12 protein-coding genes, 1 tRNA gene and 1 pseudogene are annotated in these 16804 nt (G+C 65.4%); 9 read left to right on the forward strand and 5 right to left on the reverse strand.

Annotated features, from left to right (window positions below; genetic code table 11):
• Window positions 1-793: pseudogene (locus Rhe02_RS50690) on the forward strand (hypothetical protein); the annotation flags it as partial.
• Here the strand turns inward: Rhe02_RS50690 and Rhe02_RS42450 are convergent.
• Window positions 790-1593, reverse strand: coding sequence for an SAM-dependent methyltransferase (locus tag Rhe02_RS42450; RefSeq protein ID WP_239124409.1), 804 nt, complete (start codon window positions 1591-1593; stop codon window positions 790-792). The pseudogene Rhe02_RS50690 and the gene Rhe02_RS42450 overlap by 4 nt on opposite strands.
• Window positions 1594-1656: 63 nt before the next feature.
• On the opposite strand from Rhe02_RS42450, the gene Rhe02_RS42455 reads away from it, so the two are divergent.
• From Rhe02_RS42455 to Rhe02_RS42485, 7 genes are all read left to right on the forward strand, one after another.
• The gene (locus Rhe02_RS42455) at window positions 1657-3612 is read left to right on the forward strand and encodes a bifunctional glycosyltransferase/CDP-glycerol:glycerophosphate glycerophosphotransferase (protein ID WP_203914194.1); all 1956 of its coding nucleotides are present in this window, start codon (window positions 1657-1659) and stop codon (window positions 3610-3612) included.
• Entirely contained in the window at window positions 3606-4295 is a 690-nt protein-coding gene (locus Rhe02_RS42460) for a phosphocholine cytidylyltransferase family protein (protein ID WP_203914195.1), read from the forward strand. The genes Rhe02_RS42455 and Rhe02_RS42460 overlap by 7 nt, the downstream gene beginning before the upstream one ends.
• 74 nt (window positions 4296-4369) lie before the next feature.
• Entirely contained in the window at window positions 4370-5680 is a 1311-nt protein-coding gene (locus tag Rhe02_RS42465) for an ABC transporter ATP-binding protein (RefSeq protein ID WP_203914196.1), read from the forward strand.
• 26 nt (window positions 5681-5706) lie between these two features.
• A complete protein-coding gene (locus Rhe02_RS42470) occupies window positions 5707-6135 on the forward strand; it encodes a DUF4442 domain-containing protein (RefSeq protein ID WP_203914197.1) in 429 nt (142 codons plus the stop codon).
• 37 nt (window positions 6136-6172) lie between these two features.
• Window positions 6173-6245: transfer RNA gene (locus Rhe02_RS42475), tRNA-Arg, on the forward strand.
• A 131-nt stretch (window positions 6246-6376) separates the two neighbouring features.
• Window positions 6377-7828: a hypothetical protein gene (locus Rhe02_RS42480; protein WP_203914198.1), complete on the forward strand. Its 1452-nt coding sequence runs from the start codon at window positions 6377-6379 to the stop codon at window positions 7826-7828.
• 49 nt (window positions 7829-7877) lie between these two features.
• Window positions 7878-8858, forward strand: coding sequence for a glycosyltransferase family 2 protein (locus Rhe02_RS42485; RefSeq protein WP_203914199.1), 981 nt, complete (start codon window positions 7878-7880; stop codon window positions 8856-8858).
• Here Rhe02_RS42485 and rffA read toward each other — a convergent pair.
• The 3 genes from rffA to Rhe02_RS42500 are packed head-to-tail and all read right to left on the reverse strand — an operon-like array spanning window position 8840 to window position 13629.
• Window positions 8840-9997: a dTDP-4-amino-4,6-dideoxygalactose transaminase gene (gene rffA, locus Rhe02_RS42490; protein ID WP_203914200.1), complete on the reverse strand. Its 1158-nt coding sequence runs from the start codon at window positions 9995-9997 to the stop codon at window positions 8840-8842. The genes Rhe02_RS42485 and rffA overlap by 19 nt on opposite strands.
• Window positions 9998-10015: 18 nt before the next feature.
• On the reverse strand, window positions 10016-12313 hold the full coding sequence (locus Rhe02_RS42495) for a hypothetical protein (RefSeq protein ID WP_203914201.1): 2298 nt from the start codon (window positions 12311-12313) through the stop codon (window positions 10016-10018).
• Complete coding sequence (locus Rhe02_RS42500; protein ID WP_203914202.1) at window positions 12310-13629, reverse strand: hypothetical protein; 1320 nt, start codon at window positions 13627-13629, stop codon at window positions 12310-12312. The genes Rhe02_RS42495 and Rhe02_RS42500 overlap by 4 nt, the downstream gene beginning before the upstream one ends.
• Before the next feature lie 428 nt (window positions 13630-14057).
• Between Rhe02_RS42500 and Rhe02_RS42505 the strand changes: the two genes are divergently transcribed.
• The gene (locus Rhe02_RS42505) at window positions 14058-16280 is read left to right on the forward strand and encodes a hypothetical protein (protein WP_203914203.1); all 2223 of its coding nucleotides are present in this window, start codon (window positions 14058-14060) and stop codon (window positions 16278-16280) included.
• Here the strand turns inward: Rhe02_RS42505 and Rhe02_RS42510 are convergent.
• Window positions 16277-16786 carry a GNAT family N-acetyltransferase gene (locus Rhe02_RS42510; RefSeq protein ID WP_203914204.1) on the reverse strand — a complete coding sequence of 170 codons (510 nt, stop codon included), beginning with the start codon at window positions 16784-16786 and terminating at the stop codon, window positions 16277-16279. The genes Rhe02_RS42505 and Rhe02_RS42510 overlap by 4 nt on opposite strands.
• Window positions 16787-16804 lie beyond the last annotated feature (18 nt).

The raw sequence follows: 16804 nt of genomic DNA on the forward strand, positions 1-16804 counted from the left end.
TGTGGGGGCGGTGGGGGTGGGCGGTGTGGGGGTGCGGGGGGATTGGTGGCGGTGGGGGGTGGCGGTGGGGGTGGGGGTGGTGTTGGTGGTGCCGTTGGGGTTGCTGGGATTGCGCCAGAGCGGGCAGGTCGGCTGGATTGATGCGGGCTGGGGCAGCCTTGGTGCGCTGCCGGTGAGTTTGGCGCGATCCGCTGCGGTGGCTGGGGTGTTGGGTGCGCTGGCGGTGCTGGGGGTGCTGGCGGCCGGCCGGGTGGATCGGGTGTGGGCTCTGCTGGTGGTGTGGGCGGTCGCGCCGCCGCTGGTGGTTTTCGTGGTGGCGCCGCAATTTTTCTACTACCGGTACCTGCTTTTCACGCTTCCGGCGTGGGTTGTGCTTGCGGCGCTGGGCGCATACGCGGCGGTGCGGGCGCTCAGTGTGCGGCGGCAGGCGGTGGTGGCGGTGGCGCTGTGTGTGGCCGTGCTGGTGTTGGGGGCTCGCGACCAGGTGGCGGTGCGCAGGTCGCCGTTGGCCGGGGACCAGGACTATCGGGGGGCTGCCGGGTATGTCTCCGCGCACATGAGCGCCGGGGATTCGGTTTACTTTGCCGGGTACCCAGATAAGCGGGAACAGTTCGGATTCGCCTATGAGATGCGGGCCGGGCCGACGCTGGCGGTGTGCAAAGAGCTGGCGGCATGCACCGGCCGGGTCTGGCTCGTGACCAAAGCCTCCGGCGCGCCGGTCGCGGCCGGGTTCACCCAGCTGGATGCGCGGGCGTTTCAGGGCATCCAGCTGCGTCTGCTGACACGGGATTAGGGCTTGCGGGCCACGCCCACATAGCCGGAGATGTCGCCGTTGGACAGGGGTGAGTCGGCGAGCTCAGGGTGCCAGTCGTTGGCCAGCACGAGACCGGGGTCGGTCACGTCGAAGTCGCCGAAGAAGGCGTTGACCTCGGCGTGCGGCCGGAAGTACATCGGAGAGCCGGTGCGCGCGTAAAGGGCGGTGACCCTTTCCGCGGCCTCGGGCGCCAGGTCACCGCTGGCGTGGGACAGGCCAAGGTAACTGCCCGGCGCCAGCCGGTCGCGGTATCCCTTCATCATCGCGGACGCGTCGTCCTGCCCGCCTATGAAATGCAGCAACATCATGCACAGCAGGCCGACCGGCTTGTCCAGGTCGATCTGCCAGCGCAGGTCGCGATGGTCGAGCACCTGGTCGGGTTGGCGTACGTCGAGCTGGATCACCGTGGCGGCCGGGTTGCCGACGAGCATCAGGCGGCTGTGCAGCACAGCGGTCGGGTCGACGTCGACGTAGACCACTCGTGAGTCGGCCGCTTCGGATTGGGCGATCTCGTGGACGTTGCCCACGGTGGGCAGGCCCGACCCGAGGTCGATGAATTGGCGGATGCCTTGGCGCACCATGTAGCGCACCGCACGCCTCAGGAACGCCCTGTTCTGCTGGAGGATCGTGGGGAGCAGTGGATAGGCTCCCAGGACGCGCTGGGCCATCTCCCGGTCGGCGGGGAAGTTGTGCAGCCCGCCCAGGTAATAGTCGTACATTCGGGCGGCGTTGGGCACGTCGGTGTCCACGCCATCTTGGCCCCAGTCTTCGGCTCGCACGCGTGAATCGTGATTGATGGGCAACTGTCAGTCAAGGAGGCTAATGTGAGCTAGCCTCAGAAAGTGCCACTGATCAGCATTGTCGTGCCGATCTATGGGGTCGAGCCCTACTTGCGACCCTGCCTTGATTCGATTTTGGCGCAAGGCTTCACCGACTTTGAGCTCATCGCGGTGGACGACTCTTCGCCCGACCACTGCGGCGAGATCATCGACGAATACGCTGCCGCCGACCGTCGTGTCCGGCCGCTTCACCTGGAAGCCAACGTCGGGCTCGGCCTGGCCCGCAACGCAGGCTTCGAACTCGCGCGCGGTGACTACACCTGGTTCGTCGACAGTGATGACTGGCTTGCCCAGGGCGCGCTGAGCGCGATCGCGCAGCGGCTCGCGGCGACCCGCCCCGATGTGCTGATGGTCGACTACGCGCGCGCCCACCTCGATGGCAGTACCAAACGCAACCGCAAGAGTCACCTGTTCACCGACGCGCCGGCTGCCCCCTTCCGCATCGAGGACTATCCCAAGCTGCTGGAGAACTACGGCGTGGCCTGGAACAAGCTGGTGCGCACCGACTTTCTGCGGCAGGCCCGGATTCCATTCCCGCCCGGCTGGTACGAGGACGTCCCCTTCACCTACCCCGTGCTGGCCAAGGCGAACTCCATCGCCGTGCTGGACCAGATCTGCGTCTACTACCGGCAGAGGCGCAGGGGCAGCATTCTGGGCACGTGCAGCGCTCGCCACATCGAGCTGTTCGACCAGTACGAGCTCGCCCTGTCCCGTCTCGAAGAGGGAACGGTCAAGGACTATCTGCGGCCCTTCGCGGTCGACCACGGCGTGCTGGTGCTCAACGCCAAGGGCCGGTTGCCGGGATCGGCCCGGCGGGTCTTCTTCCGCCGGCTGGCCGAGTTCAAGCTCCAGCACGGGGTGCGGACAACCCGTTGGAAGCAAAGGTTTCTGTTCGCGGGTGGCTGGCGCTGGTACCCACAAATCAAAAAAGTCGTCAAAGCACGCCCCCGCACCGGGGCTCTGCGGCGCAAGCTGCGGCGGTTGCCAGGTCTGCTCTACTACCGCTGGCAGCGCCGGCTCCCGCTGGAAAACCTTGCCGTGTATAGCAGTTACTGGGGCCGCGCCTACGAGTGCAACCCGGCCGCCATTCACGCCAAGGCGCAGGAGCTCGTGCCCGGGGTGAGGTCGGTCTGGGTGGTGCGGCCAGATCAGGTGGCCCGAATGCCCGCGGGCGTGGAGCACGTGGTCAGGGGCAGCTTCGCCTACTACCGGGTTATGGCCAGAGCAAAATGGTTCATCTACAACGACGGCCTGGAGGGCGAGATAGTCAAGCGCCCCGGCACCATCCATCTGCAGACCCACCATGGCACGCCGCTGAAGCACATGGGCGTGGACGAGCCGGGCATCAACGTGGAGAAGCTGCTGAAGCGTTGCGACCGTTGGGATTTCAACCTCTCGTCGAACAAGTACTCGACCGAGACCTGGGAGCGGGCCTACCCGTGCCGGTTCGAAACTCTCGAATATGGCGCGCCGCGAAACGACGTGCTTGTCAACGCTCCCACCTCCGGGCAGGGCATAGTTCTTTACGCGCCAACGTTCCGGCGCGGGCTGCGGCCGCCGGTCATCCACGGCGTCAACGTGGTCGTGAAGCACCACTACTTCGACGAGAAGATCCCGCAGCCGTCGATCACCGCGCTGATGCTCTCTGCGGACGTGCTCATCACCGACTATTCCTCGGTCATGTTCGACTTCGCGTTGCTGGACCGGCCGATCGTCATCTACGCCCCCGACTGGGAACACTATGTGCGGACCCGCGGTGTCTACTTCGATCTGCTGAAGGAACCGCCGGGTCTGGTCACCACGACCGAGGAGGAGCTGCAGCGCGGCTTCGACTCCGGTGAGGTGTGGGCCTACGACGAGCGCCGCCGGGCCTTCCGGGAGCGCTTCTGCCAGTTCGATGACGGCAAAGCCGCCGAACGCGTGGTACGCCGGATCTTCCTCGGGGAGAAGCCATGGTGAACGCGGTGATCCTCGCGGCCGGTCTGGGTACCAGGCTGGGCCGGCCCCACCCCAAACCGCTTACGCGTCTGGCTGACGGTCGCACCATCCTGCGCCGGCAGCTGGATCAGCTGACCGCGGCCTTTGGATCTGACTTGCGTACCACCGTAGTGGTCGGCTTCAAACTGGAGATGATCCTGGAGGCCGCCGGATCGGAGGCGTCCTTTGTGTATAACGAGATCTTCGATCAGACCAACACCTCCAAGAGCCTGTTGCGGGCACTGCGGCTGGCGCCTGAGGGCGGAGTGCTCTGGCTCAACGGGGACGTGGTGTTCACCCATGGACTGCTGGCGGCGTTGCGCCTCGACGGATCCTTTGTCGCCGTCAACACCGACCATGTCGGAGACGAGGAGGTCAAGTACACCGTCGACGGCGACGGCTTCATCAAGGACCTCTCCAAACAGGTTGAGCCCGGACTCGCTCGCGGGGAAGCCGTTGGAATCAACTATGTGTGTATGGCCGACCGGGCTGTTCTAGTCCAACATCTGGAGCAGTGCGCGGACGACGATTATTTCGAGCGCGGCATTGAAACAGCTATCGCCGAATCTGGGCTACGGTTTTCGGCCCTCGATATCTCACCGTTCGGTTGTGTCGAGGTGGACTTTCTGCCGGATCTCGCGCGAGCGAACCTTCTCACTGCGTAACACCCCGGCTACTCGTTCAACATGGCACGTTCACCCGATTGGCAGGTTTACGTATCACTGTTCAAGGTTGGACAGTGACTACGGTATCGCTCAAGGACGTCACCAAGGTTTTCCCCGACGGGACGGTCGCGGTCGACAACGTCAGCCTGGATGTGGCTGATGGTGAGTTCATGGTCTTGCTAGGACCTTCCGGGTGCGGGAAATCCACGGTGTTGCGCATGGTCGCCGGTCTTGAGGACCCGACCAACGGTGCGGTGATCCTTGATGGGAGGCTCGCCAACGAGTTGCCTCCACGCGATCGTGGCATCGCCATGGTCTTTCAAGACTTTGCGCTTTACCCCCATATGACGGTTGGTGAGAATATCGGGTTCCCGTTGCGGCTGTCGGGGGTGGAGCCGACGCCGCGCCAGGAGCGGGTGGCCGATGTGGCCAGCGCGCTTGGCATCGGCGATGTGCTCGGCCGTAGACCTAGTCAGCTTTCGGGTGGTCAGCGCCAGCGCGTCGCGATGGGCCGTGCCATCGTGCGCCGCCCCGGCCTGTTCCTCATGGACGAGCCTCTATCCAACTTGGACAGTGGGCTGCGCGCCGAGTTGCGTGCCGAGATCTCCGGGCTCGTCCGGGAGCTTGGCGTGTCGACCATCTACGTCACCCACGATCAGGCTGAGGCGCTCACCATGGCCGACCGGGTGGCCATCATGCGCAAGGGCGTGCTGCAGGACGTGGGGACGCCGACTCAGGTCTACGGAAAACCGGCGACCCTCTACGTGGCGGCGTTCCTGGGCAGCCCGCGGATGAACCTGCTCGAAGCATCGGTCTATGTCCACCTTGACCGCTACGTGCAGCTGAACCTGGGCGACCAGTCGCTGTACCTGCAATGGAACGACATCCGGGCGCGGGCTGTCTCCCACTTCCACGGCGAGCGCATCGTCATCGGCGTGCGCGCCGAGGCGCTGACCCCGGTCGGGCCGGACCACCCCGGCGATGTGCTGCACGGGCGCATTCGATACCTGGAGCACCACGGCCACGAGTCGCTGGCCTTCGTCGACATCGGCGCCAACGCGGTCGTGGTCGACGAGGTCGGCCGAGGCTCGACCGAGGACAATGCCGAGCCCAACCGGCTGCGCCGGTTCGGCAGCGTGGTCAACCGGCTCAAGGGGCGCACAGCCAACGCGGCCAACACCGCCGTGGCCGAGCGGCCTTCGCAGCAGCGCGAGAGCGTGCTTTCCGACCCGGGCCGCCACCACCGCCGCGCCGCCGAGCTGGCCGTGCGTCTTGCCCCCTACCCGCAGGTGGGGTCGGGTCATCCGCTGGCGGTCTCGGTACGCATGGACGCGCTGCACTTCTTCGATGACCGCGGCGATCGCATCGATGTGGGGTGGCGCTAGATATTACTGGCGAGTAACCTCTGGCCATGACACCACTTTTGGATGCCGTACCCTTCGCGCGCACGCTCGGTATCGCCTTCACCTCGGTGACACCCACTTCTGCCGTTGCCGTGCTCGCCGATGACCCGCGCCTGCACAACCATGTCGGCGGCCCGCACGCGGGCGCGCTCTTCAGCCTGGCCGAGACCGCGTCAGGCGCCATCGTCCTGGCCGCTTTCGGCGCTGTCCTCGACCGGTGTGTGCCGCTCGCGGTGCGGGCCGGTATCGGGTACCAGAAGCTCGCCCTGGGCACCGTGACCGCCCACGCCACCCTTGCCCGCCCGGCCGAGGAAGTCATCGCCGAGCTCGACGCGGGCACCCGCCCCGAGTTCGATGTCTTGATCAAACTGGAGAACGCTGAAGGCGTACAAACCGCCGAGATGACCGTCACGTGGACGCTGCGCCCAAATCGCTGACAACCCGGCCGGGGTGAGGTTGTATCCTCTACCGGTTGGCCTCGTAGCTCAGGGGATAGAGCGTCGGTTTCCTAAACCGTGCGTCGCAGGTTCGAATCCTGCCGGGGCCACCGCAAGCCGGGCTGGATCTTCATGATCCGGCCCGGCGTCCTTATGTCCGAGGATTTGTCAGATTCACGTTCATGGTTGATGATTGCCAACCAATGTCCTTGGCATCCGGAGCGGCGAGTTGACAACTTCCATGGCGACCGAACCCGTGTCCGTACCCCCGCCACACGCGCCCAGCCGGGCCTGGCGCCTGTCCGGGCTTCGTGAGACGTTGGCCCAGCTGTTCCCGCAGGGCGAGGCCCGCCGGCGCGGCAAGTGGGACATCCCGTTGGTGGTATTGGTTGTGCTGCTGGGCACCGCGATCAGTCTCGGCCGCACCACCGGGGCGGGACCCTTCCAGACCATCTGGGAGGAGGACGCTCGCGATCTGCTCACCGACGCCCTGAACAATCCGGCAATCTTCAACGTCTTCAAGCCTTATGTCGGATACTTCCAGGTGCTGCCACGGGTGATGGCGCAGGTGGCCACGTGGTTCCCGCTCTCTTGGGCGGCTGCGGTGATGTCCATCGAGGCTGCGCTCGTCTGCTCGCTGCTGGCGTTCGCGGTCTATGTGGCTAGTGGCACTCATTTCCGCCATCCACTGGCGCGGTTCCTGGTCTCGGCGCCGCTGCTGTTCTCCGCGACCGCGGAGAACTGGCTGGCGGAGATTTACAACCGCCCGGCCACAGTCCAATTCTTCCTTGTCTATGCGATTTTTTGGCTTCTTCTCTGGGTACCGGCCAGTCGCGCCGGACGCATCACCCAGGTCGCGATCGTGGCGGTTTCGGCGCTCAGCACGTTTCTGGTGGTGCCGCTGATACCACTGGCATTGGTGCGGCTGTGGGTGCGCCGTGACCGGGTCAGCCTGGTGCTGGCGGGCCTGCTAACTGCCGGCCTGGCGCTGCAGATGGCCGGTTTGCTGCTCGGCCTGACCGATCGAAGCTTCGCTTCGCCCCGGTACAACCCGTTGTGGGCGCTCGAGAACTACGCCATCTGGGCGGTGCCGCATTCCATGCTGGGCTGGAATCAGGCCTGGGCCTTGCCCACCTTCGCCCGGCTCGGTCTCGGCTGGGCGGCGGTTATCGTCCCTGTCCTGGTCGCGCTGCGCAAGGTGACCCAGCCGAAGTGGGTGCTCGCCATCGTCGCGGGCGCGCACAGCGTGGGACTCGCGTGTATCACCGTCATGGCTAACGGGATGGCTACCCAGCGGTATCTCCTTCCCGTGCAGATGCTCCTCTTCACCGCGTTGGTGGCGCTGCTGATCCCGAAGAGCGGCGTGACGTCGCTGGGGACGAAGGCGCCGCTGATTCTCCTTGCCTGTCTCGTGATGGTCCTCGGTGCGATCAACTACCGTCACTACGACACCTGGCGCAACAAGAGTCCACTTTGGACCCAAGAGGTGCGCAAAGCTTTCCTTTCTTGCGCGGCAACGGAGCGACGAGAGGTCATCATCAGGTCGGGGCCGGCGCCCTATTACTCGCTGGTCACCGTTCCCTGCCACCTGTTCCGCAATCGGCCCGGATGCGAGGCGCCCTTCTGTGTGGACCTCAGCCTGGACCCCGTTCCACCAGCTAAAAGGGCACACGACGAGGTCGCTGCCGGCTAGGGCCGGTGCTACAATCGGGCGCTCCCATGGATAGATAAGGACCTTCCGCGTGTCTGTTTCGATCGTCATCCCCTGTTATCGATCGTCGTCGACACTGACACCGCTCGTGTCTCGTATCAATCAGGTGATGACCGGCCTGGCCGTGCCCCACGAAGTGATCCTGGTCGTCGACGGCAGCCCCGACGACACGTGGGAGGTGGCGCGAAAGCTGGCCGCCGATGAGCCCGCCGTTCGCGCCGTGCAGCTCGCCCGCAACTACGGGCAGCACAACGCTTTGCTCGCGGGCATTCGGCTGGCGCGGTATCCGGTCACGATCACCATGGACGACGACCTGCAGCACCCGCCGGAGGAGATTCCCGTGTTGCTGCGGGCGCTTACCGACGATCTAGATCTTGTCTATGGTGTGCCTGCCAACGAAGAGCACGGTTTCGCCCGCAGTTTCGCCTCTCGGCTGGTGAAGGCCGGGCTGGCCGGCGCGACGGGCGCCCGCAACGCGAAGATGCTCAGCGCGCTGCGGGTCTTCCGCACCTTCCTGCGCGACGGTTTCGAGCAGATCCAAGGCCCGTATGTCTCGGTGGACGTGGCGTTGTCGTGGGGCACTGCTCGGGTCAGCTCGGCCCAGGTGCGCATGGACAAGCGCCGGGACGGCCGGTCTGGCTACACCTTCAAGTCGTTGGTGCGTCACGCCATCAACCTGGTGATCGGTTATTCGACCGCGCCGCTGCGGTTGGTGACGTATTTCGGCCTGCTCACCGGCGCCGTCGGCGTCGCGCTGGCGATCCGCGCGCTATGGCTTTACTTCGACGGCGCCACCACGGTCGCCGGCTTCACCACGCTGGTGACCATGGTCGCCATCTTCTGCGGCGCCCAGATGATCGGGATCGGGGTGCTCGGCGAATACCTGGGCCGGATCCACTTCCGGGGGATGGGCCGGCCTTCGTATGTGGTGCGCGACGACGTCCGCATGGTCACCGAGATCGATGACGCCACGGACGTCGAGCCGCTAGTGCGTCAGCGGGTCACCCGGTAGGACAGCACGCCGTTAATCACGCGCTCCAAGTCCTCGTCTGCGAGACCGGCGAACAGGGGCAGGCGGATGAGGCGGTCGGCCACATCGTCGGTCACCGGGCATCCATCCGCCGCCGTGCGTCCATATTGGACACCTGCTGGTGCGTTGTGCAGCGGCTGGTAGTGGAACGGCGCGTAGATGCCCAGCTCGGACAGGTGCTGCATCAGCTGCTGGCGGTTCTGCAGGTCGGGCAGCAGGAGGTAGTAGAGGTGGGCCGGGTGTTCGCACCAGTCCGGGACGTGCGGCCGCACGATCGACTGCGCGTCGGCCCAGTCGGCCAGCCGCTGGTCGTAGGCGGCCCAGACCGCGTGACGCCGCGCCTGAATGTCGTCGAACGCCTCCAGCTGAGCGGTCAGGAAGGCCGCCAACAGGTCTGAGGGCAGGAAGCTGGACCCGATGTCGATCCAGCGGTACTTGTCCACCATGCCCCGGAAGAACTGGGTGCGGTTGGTGCCCTTTTCCCGAATGATCTCGGCGCGCTCAAGGTGGGTGGGATCGTTGAACAGCAGCGCGCCGCCTTCGCCGCACTGAATGTTCTTCGTCTCGTGGAAGCTCTGCGTGGCCATGCCGCCGATCGAGCCCAGGGCGCGGCCACGATATTTGCCACCCAGCCCGTGGGCGTTGTCCTCGATCACGGCGAGGCCGTGCCGGGCCGCGATCGCCATGATGACGTCCATGTCGCAAGCCACGCCCGCGTAGTGGACCACCACAATGGCTTTGGTGCGCTCGGTGACGGCAGCCTCGATCAGGCGCTCATCGATGTTCAGGGTGTCGGGCCGGCAGTCGACGAAGACCGGGACAGCACCGCGCAGCGCGTAGGCATTCGCGGTGGAGCAGAACGTGAACGAGGGCAGGATCACCTCGTCGCCCGGACCGAGCTCGAGAAGGATTGCCGTCAGGTCAAGCGCATGGGTGCATGAGGTGGTCAACAACGCGGCGCTGGCCCCGACGATTTTGGTCAGCAGCGAGCTCGCCTGTGAGGTGAACGGCCCATCGCCAGAGAGCGGGCCTTGTTGCATGGCGCGCTGCATATATTCCGCCTCGGTACCGACTAAGAAAGTCCGGTTGAACGGGATCTTGGGCTGGGAGGCGGCAGACATGGTCAACAACTTACGAGGTCACCCTCTTTCCTGCAACTCATAGATTCGAAGGTCACCCTTGTTCCATCGCAGATCAGCGAACGTTCCCAGATCCGCTGACTCCTGGCCGAACCTGTGGTCCACCACGATCCAGCGAACGCCCTTGGCGCGCAGCCAAGCGACGTTCTCGGAGGTCGGCGTGTAAATCGCGGCATCGTTGCGGGCCAAGAGATCGACAGCGAAATTGACCCCGCCGTAGATGTGGTGCTCGGCCGCGATTGCGTTGGCTTTCGTCGTATAGCCCCAGCCCTCCACCAGCATCCTTCGCTCGGTGAAAGCGCTGAGCCAGAAGGAGAGCGGCAGACAATCCGCCGGAGGCGGCTGTGAGCAGTGGACATTCGTGGCGATGACATCGTCGGACCCGCTCGCCGCGCGCAACCACCGGGCCCCTTGAGCGGACTCAGGGGTGACGGTCTGATGGAACCAGCCGCCGCCATCCGGGTAGGTCCGGGCGTCCACGGGCAGGGAGGTGATGCCGCTGACCACAAACATCGTCACCACAAACGCTGATGCCAGACCGGCTATCCGCGTCGCGGGCAGGAGGCGGCGACCTAGCCACAGCAGTGCCACCGCACCGGCGGCGATCAAAGCGACGTCGGCAAAGCGCTCGTAGATCGAGACTATTTCGGGGAAACGGCCGACCTTCGACGCCAGCTCGTGGTGGCGCAAGACATACGTCAGGCCGAGGGCGGCAGCGATCGCCGCGCCCACCATCGCCGCCGTGTGACGAACAGAAATCCGGTGCTTCTCAAAAAGGAGGACGATTCCCATGGCCGACAGGATCGCGCCGAACGGGAATGCGGTGCGGGTAAAGAAGTTCTGGCTCAGCCCCGAGTGCCACATCAGGATCGTGGCCATCACGCCACCGATGAGGCCGCCGGTCAGGAACCACTCCACGGCACCCCAGGATCGGCGCTGATAGCGCACCAGGAAGGCGATGCCGATCAGCCTGACGAACATGTAGATCGCAAACCCGCCAAGGACGAACGCGGTGACCGCGGCCTGTTTCCACCCGCTGCGGGCCGACCCGGCCAGGTAGTAGTCGAGGAATGACAGCGGCTCGATGGCCAGGCCCTGGCCGGTGAACTGGTAGAGCACCGCCATCGCCAGCAGCTGCCCGCCCACCAGGATGGCGGCCGTGACCCAGGGTGCGGGGTCGAAACGCCGCCGCAGCAACTGAACCAGGCAAACCAGCCCAACGCCCGCAAGCGCTACTGGAATCACGGTCGCCTTGCCGCCGGGTGCGGCCAACGCGAACAGCGCGAGCAAGACCCAGGCGCCCTTGCCCATGCGGGTCGGGCCCTTGCCGAATCTGTCGGCGATCAGAGCGATCAGCGGGAAAGTCATGATGCCGCCGTAGATCAGCGACTGACTGACCCACACCTGAAACGCGGTCACGCCGCCCAGCGGCGACCCGGCCATGCTGGAGGTCGCGAACTCGCCGATCGCGAAGGTCAGCGCGGTCGCTACGGCACCCACCGCGGCCTTGCCAGAAGCCCGCCAGCCCGCGACGGCCAGCAGCACCACCGCGAGCACGCACAGGCTGGGCAGCGCCAGGCGGAACATCACCATGGGCGCGTCGACGCCGCTGATCATGCTGCCCATGGCCATGTTGGCGAAGGCGAACCAGTGGTACAGCAGCGGCTCACCGGACACCCAGGACGTCTGCATGGGGAAGTGCTGTTTCGCCTCGGCCACCAGGGCCAGGCCGAACATGCTGTCGTTGAAGTAGGCCTGCGGACCGTCCACCGGGACGGGCTGGTTGACGCGCAGATAGCTGAAAGCCAGGTAACCGACGAGGAACATGGCCACCCCGGCCACCGACCACGACCACCAGGCCGAGGCCGCCTCGGGCCACCGCGGTCGCCAATGCCTGCGCAGGCTTGGCACGGCAAGGAAAGGCACCACCACCAGAGCCGGCCACAACCACAGCAACCAGCGCAGGTCAAGCGCGGAGAAGACGGCGAACGCCGCGATCTCCAGGACCAGGCCGACCGCCGACCCCATCGCGAGGTCGTCGACGAGGCTATGCGGCACCGCCCGCAGCGCGCGGTAGAGCAGGGTTCCCGGAAGGACCACCGCCCAAAGCGCGTAGAGGCCGTAGCGCGCGATATCGGCCGGGGGAGTTTCCCGGGCGAGCAAAACTATGATCACGAAGGCCAGCACGGCCACGGCCGGAGACCAGCGCTTGATCGCTGCGGCTGCCCCGGAAGGTGAGCCTGGCGTGGGCGCGATCGGGGTATCGATCTCTGCAGCCAGGGCCGATGGCGCGTTCACCCGGAACTCCGGCTGGGATCTACGGGAAGGGCTGCCATGCCGTCAATCTGGACACAGTAGGGGCTGTCGCACCAGCGGCCCGTGTTCAGCAGATGGCAGGGAACAACCACCAGTGAGTACCACGGCTTCGGGCCGGACCGTAGGGTGACCTCACGGCGTTCCGAGTCGCGACATGACTGCACGCCGAGCTTCACTTGATCTGTCCAATAAGGACTGTCTGCGCGATAGGTGTCGGTCCACCGATAGTTGAACGCGCTCACCACCAGTACCAGCGCCGTGAACGCGGCCAGCGGTGCGTAAGCGCGGGTCAACGGCAGACGTGCCGACGGAAGCAACAGCGCCACTATCGCGCTGAACACCAGCATCTCCACCGGCAGCAGATAGCGCTGTGTCAGCCCGCCGTTGGCCATGATGGTCATACAGGCCAGCGCGACCGCGTGACCACCGGCGACGGCCGCGAGCAGCCAGGCCGGCCGGGTCAGCCGACGCCATGCCACCGCTATCGCCGCCGCGACGATCAGCCACGGCACAATGATCAGCAGGACTTGGGCGAGGCCCTCCGCATGGCGTTCGGCTCGGTAACCCAGCACGGATTGCGGCAACGCCCAGGTGACAAAGCTGGACAGGGCCCAGATCGGGTCGTATCGCGGAAGCGCGAAGGCCCGATTGGTCAGGCCCAGGGCGAGCCCGGCTACCTGCAGGGCCGCACCCGCGAGCAGGAAGCCGAGCAGCATCGCGCTGACCCGGTCGCGTCGCGCGTATAAACGTAAGAGCGCCAACGGGATGAACACCACGACGAGGAAGGTGCTGACCGCGGACAGGGCGACTACCACGAGCAGGGTGATGCGGCCGCTGCGGCTGTTGGGCACCCATAGCATGAGCCAGAAGACCGCGTACACCATGAAGAATTGAATGGTCGCGGGGCGGTTGTAGATCTCGGACAGGACGTTCTCGGCGGTCGGCGCGAACAGCATCGGCGCGGCCACCATGAGTCGTGCCAAGGGGTTGGCGAGCTGGGCACCGCTGGCGACATAGACCATCAAAGCCAGCAGGGCACAGACCAGGGCGGCCTGGATGGACATCACCGCGGCGGCCCAGGAGATCGGGAACTGCGCGGTTATCTGCGCCAGAATTCGTGGACCCACTTGGAAATAGCCAACGTAGGGCCGGATGAGGTTCTTGGTGCCGGGTCTGGCGAGCGCGTCGGTCAGCAGGTCTCGGGCGTCCTCCTCCCAGATGCTCTGGAAGGGGCCGGCGCCGGTGGTTCTGGCTAAGCTGATCGCTGTGCCAATCAGCACACAGAGTGCGGCCAGCATGACTAGCCGTGATGAGATTTTCTTCGAGGGGGCCTGCGCGAACAGCGGCTCAACAATGGCCCTTAGCCGCCCGGTGCGAATCATTTCCAGCGCGGACCGGGAGGGGGATCGGGATGCCTCGAGGGTTGATGTTGACAACTGGATCGCTGCCCCCTTTCGGCACTGTAACCACGCGCGGTCCGCGGTGATGGTACAGCATGAAGCGGCGCGCGCTTTGGCCTGGCTAGTGCGTTTAGGCTGGTCCGTGCGTTTGAGTAGGATCTCGCGGGCGGGGTTTTCAAAGCCGCGTCACCATCCGTAAGGTCAGCGCAGCTACATACAGTGATCCCCTCGAGTCGGAAGTGCGCATGGCAACATCTCAAGGCTTGATCAATCGGCCCACCCTGCCTGAAGCCGGGCCGATGCCTGCCGTGCGGCAACCCTGGCTGATGCGTTGGCTGCCAGCGATGGCGGTGGTCGCGGCGCTGCTGATCATGCTGCTCTACACCGATACCGCGGTGACGGACATCGCGCGATATGCGGCATACGTGGTTGGCTGCCTGACTCTGCCGGGCATGTTGATCTATCGCGCGCTCAGGGGAACCCCGCACACCTTCGCCGAGGACGCCGCCGTGGGAACCGCGGTCGGGCTGGTGCTGGAAATCCCGATGTTTGCCTTGGCCTCGATGACTGAGTTGTCATGGTTGCGCTGGGCGGGAGCGGCCGCGATAGTGGTGGCCTTCGTGGCTACCCCCGGGTTGCGGCGGCACCTTAGGCCGGGCGGATATCAGCGGGTACCAATACTGTGGTCCTGGGCGGTCGCTGCGGTCACGATCTATTTCCTTGGGTACCTCACCGCGGTTTTCCTGCAACCAAATCAGCCCCTCCCGCACGGCCGATCGCAGCTCTATCTCATCGATGAGCTTTACTTTCTGAGCCTGGTCGGCGAGGCGAAGCATCACTTTCCGCTCACCACGCCGGCGGTGGCCGGTGAATCGCTTCCCTATCACTGGTTTTCCTTTGCCCATATGGCAAACGCGAGCCTGATCAGCGGAGTGGACACGACGACCGTGATGTTCCGGCTGGCGCTGCCGGTCATCGCGGTGCTGTGTGTGGTTCTGCTCGCCGTCGTGGGCTGGCGTGTATCCGGCCGGGCCTGGGTGGGCGCGGTGGCGGCCGGGCTCACCTTTGCGGTGGGCCAGTTGACCATTGGCGTCAACGGCAACGTCCCGGGCGATGTGATGGTGTACTTCAGCTGGACGAGCCTCTCGGTGCTGTACGGCACCGCGATGACGCTGCCGCTGATCATGGCTGTTGCCGATCGGCTGGGGGGAAACGCCAAACAGCTGCCGCTGGGCAAGGCCGGCGCCTGGGTTTTGTTGGCAGGCTTTGCCTTGGCCAGCCCCGGGGCGAAGTCGACCATCGTGCCAGTGGTGCTCGGTGGCGTGGCCCTGGTGTTCTTGGTGCAACTGGTCAGACGGCGGCTGACCCGCACCACCTGGCTCGTTATCGCGGCCTTGGTGGGGGCGCAGCTGGTCGCGTTGGTGGCCATCTACCACTTCCAGGCCCAGAGCTTGCAGCTTGGCCCGATCGACATTCTTCGCAACTATCTTGTTTCCAGTACAGAACGCCCGTGGTGGAAACAGGCCGGGATCGCCGGCCTGATGGTGATCGGCTACCTGATCAGCATCCAGCTGCGCCTGATTGGCATTCCGATCCTGTTGGTGCTGCGCAAGTTTCGTCCCTGGACCGACGTGGAGTGGATGCTGCTCGGCGGGCTGGCCAGCGGGACAGCGGCCATTTTGCTGCTCTGGCACACCTCGTGGAGCCAGTACTTCTTCATGTGCACCGCCTTCCCGTTCGGCGCGATCCTTTCCGCCACCGGTCTGGTGGCGCTGGTGGAACAGCGCAGATTGAGCCAGCGCACCGTTATCGCCATTTCGGTGTACGCGGTTCTGGTCGCCATGGCGCTGGGATTCGGGCTGCCCAAGCTCTTTGCTCCTATCCACGTCAGCGAAACGGCATACAAGCAGATGCTGCCGGTGTTCCAAGCCGCCGTCGTGGTGTTCGCGGTGGCCGGGCTTACCGCCCTGGCCATCTGGCTGGCTTCGCGCCGCCACGGCTGGCTCAAGGGCGCCGCAGCCGTCGCGGCGCTCAGCGTCATCGCCACCGCGGGTTTGTCGCGGATGATGTGGGACGCGAGGAAGTACGCCAATGCCGGCACCACCTTTCACATCGAGGTCAGCCCCGAACGGGCCACGGCCGCGCGGTGGCTGCGCGACCACAGCGACCCTGACGATGTGGTGGCCACCAACGCACACCGGGTGACGCCCGAGGCGGTGCCCGGGTGGAGCCTTTCCTACTGGATGTCGGCCTTGACCGAGCGTCGGTTCCTGGTCGAAAGCTGGGGCTATACACCAACCGCCACCCGGATCGCCGGGGAAAGACACCAATATGGCCCACCGGGCGACTTCTGGGACCCGGATCTGCTCGCTCGCAATGACGCCGCCATCATGCAGACGACCGCGGAGGGCATCAGCTGGCTGCGCGAGCAGGATGTGAAGTGGGTCATGGTGGATCGGCGGTTCGGCACCGAGTCGGCCGTTCTGGCGCGCTATGCCACGCTGCAGTGGAGCAGCGCAGACATCATGATTTATGAGCTGAAAGGCTAGCGGCGCCGGTCGGCGGTCAGCTCTGTCCAGAGCACCTCTTCGCTGACGCCGTCGATTTCGGCTATATAGCGCCGTTCCGGCACTTCCACGAAGCCGAACCGGCGGTGCAGAGCCAAAACCGGCTTGTTGCGGGCCAGGGTGCGCCCGCCCATGCTGGTGACCTTCAACTCATCGAAGCCGTAAGCCACGGCCTCCTTCTCCAGCTCCATCCACGCGGGCAACAGCTCGCCGCGCTCCTGCAGGCCGTCGACGTCGAGGAAGAAGCCCCACTCGACGGTGCCGGCGATGGGGTCGTAGTCGTTGAAGGTGACCGCGCCGCACGCAATGGCGTCGCGCTCATAAATCATTACCAGCCGGGCGGGATCGGCGCTTACCGACTCCCACCACGCGCGGTGCACATCTTCGGGGATGTACTTGGTATAGATGGCCGTTCCGCGAACCTGGGGATGGTTGCGCCACTGCCGGATCGACTCGACATGTGCCTCGCCAGCCTCCACCAGAGCCATCGTCAGCCAACCCCTAAA

This window comes from Rhizocola hellebori (assembly GCF_016862955.1).
GTDB classification, from domain to species: Bacteria; Actinomycetota; Actinomycetes; order Mycobacteriales; family Micromonosporaceae; genus Rhizocola; species Rhizocola hellebori.

Bases quoted from the DNA above. Each gene is read 5' to 3' on its own strand.
- Rhe02_RS42460 (WP_203914195.1), top strand. From the start codon at position 3,606: ATGGTGAACGCGGTGATCCTCGCGGCCGGTCTGGGTACCAGGCTGGGC.
- Rhe02_RS42470 (WP_203914197.1), top strand. From the start codon at position 5,707: ATGACACCACTTTTGGATGCCGTACCCTTCGCGCGCACGCTCGGTATC.
- Rhe02_RS42480 (WP_203914198.1), top strand. From the start codon at position 6,377: ATGGCGACCGAACCCGTGTCCGTACCCCCGCCACACGCGCCCAGCCGG.
- rffA (WP_203914200.1), bottom strand. From the start codon at position 9,997: ATGTCTGCCGCCTCCCAGCCCAAGATCCCGTTCAACCGGACTTTCTTA.
- Rhe02_RS42500 (WP_203914202.1), bottom strand. From the start codon at position 13,629: ATGCTGGCCGCACTCTGTGTGCTGATTGGCACAGCGATCAGCTTAGCC.
- Rhe02_RS42505 (WP_203914203.1), top strand. From the start codon at position 14,058: ATGCGTTGGCTGCCAGCGATGGCGGTGGTCGCGGCGCTGCTGATCATG.
- Rhe02_RS42510 (WP_203914204.1), bottom strand. From the start codon at position 16,786: ATGGCTCTGGTGGAGGCTGGCGAGGCACATGTCGAGTCGATCCGGCAG.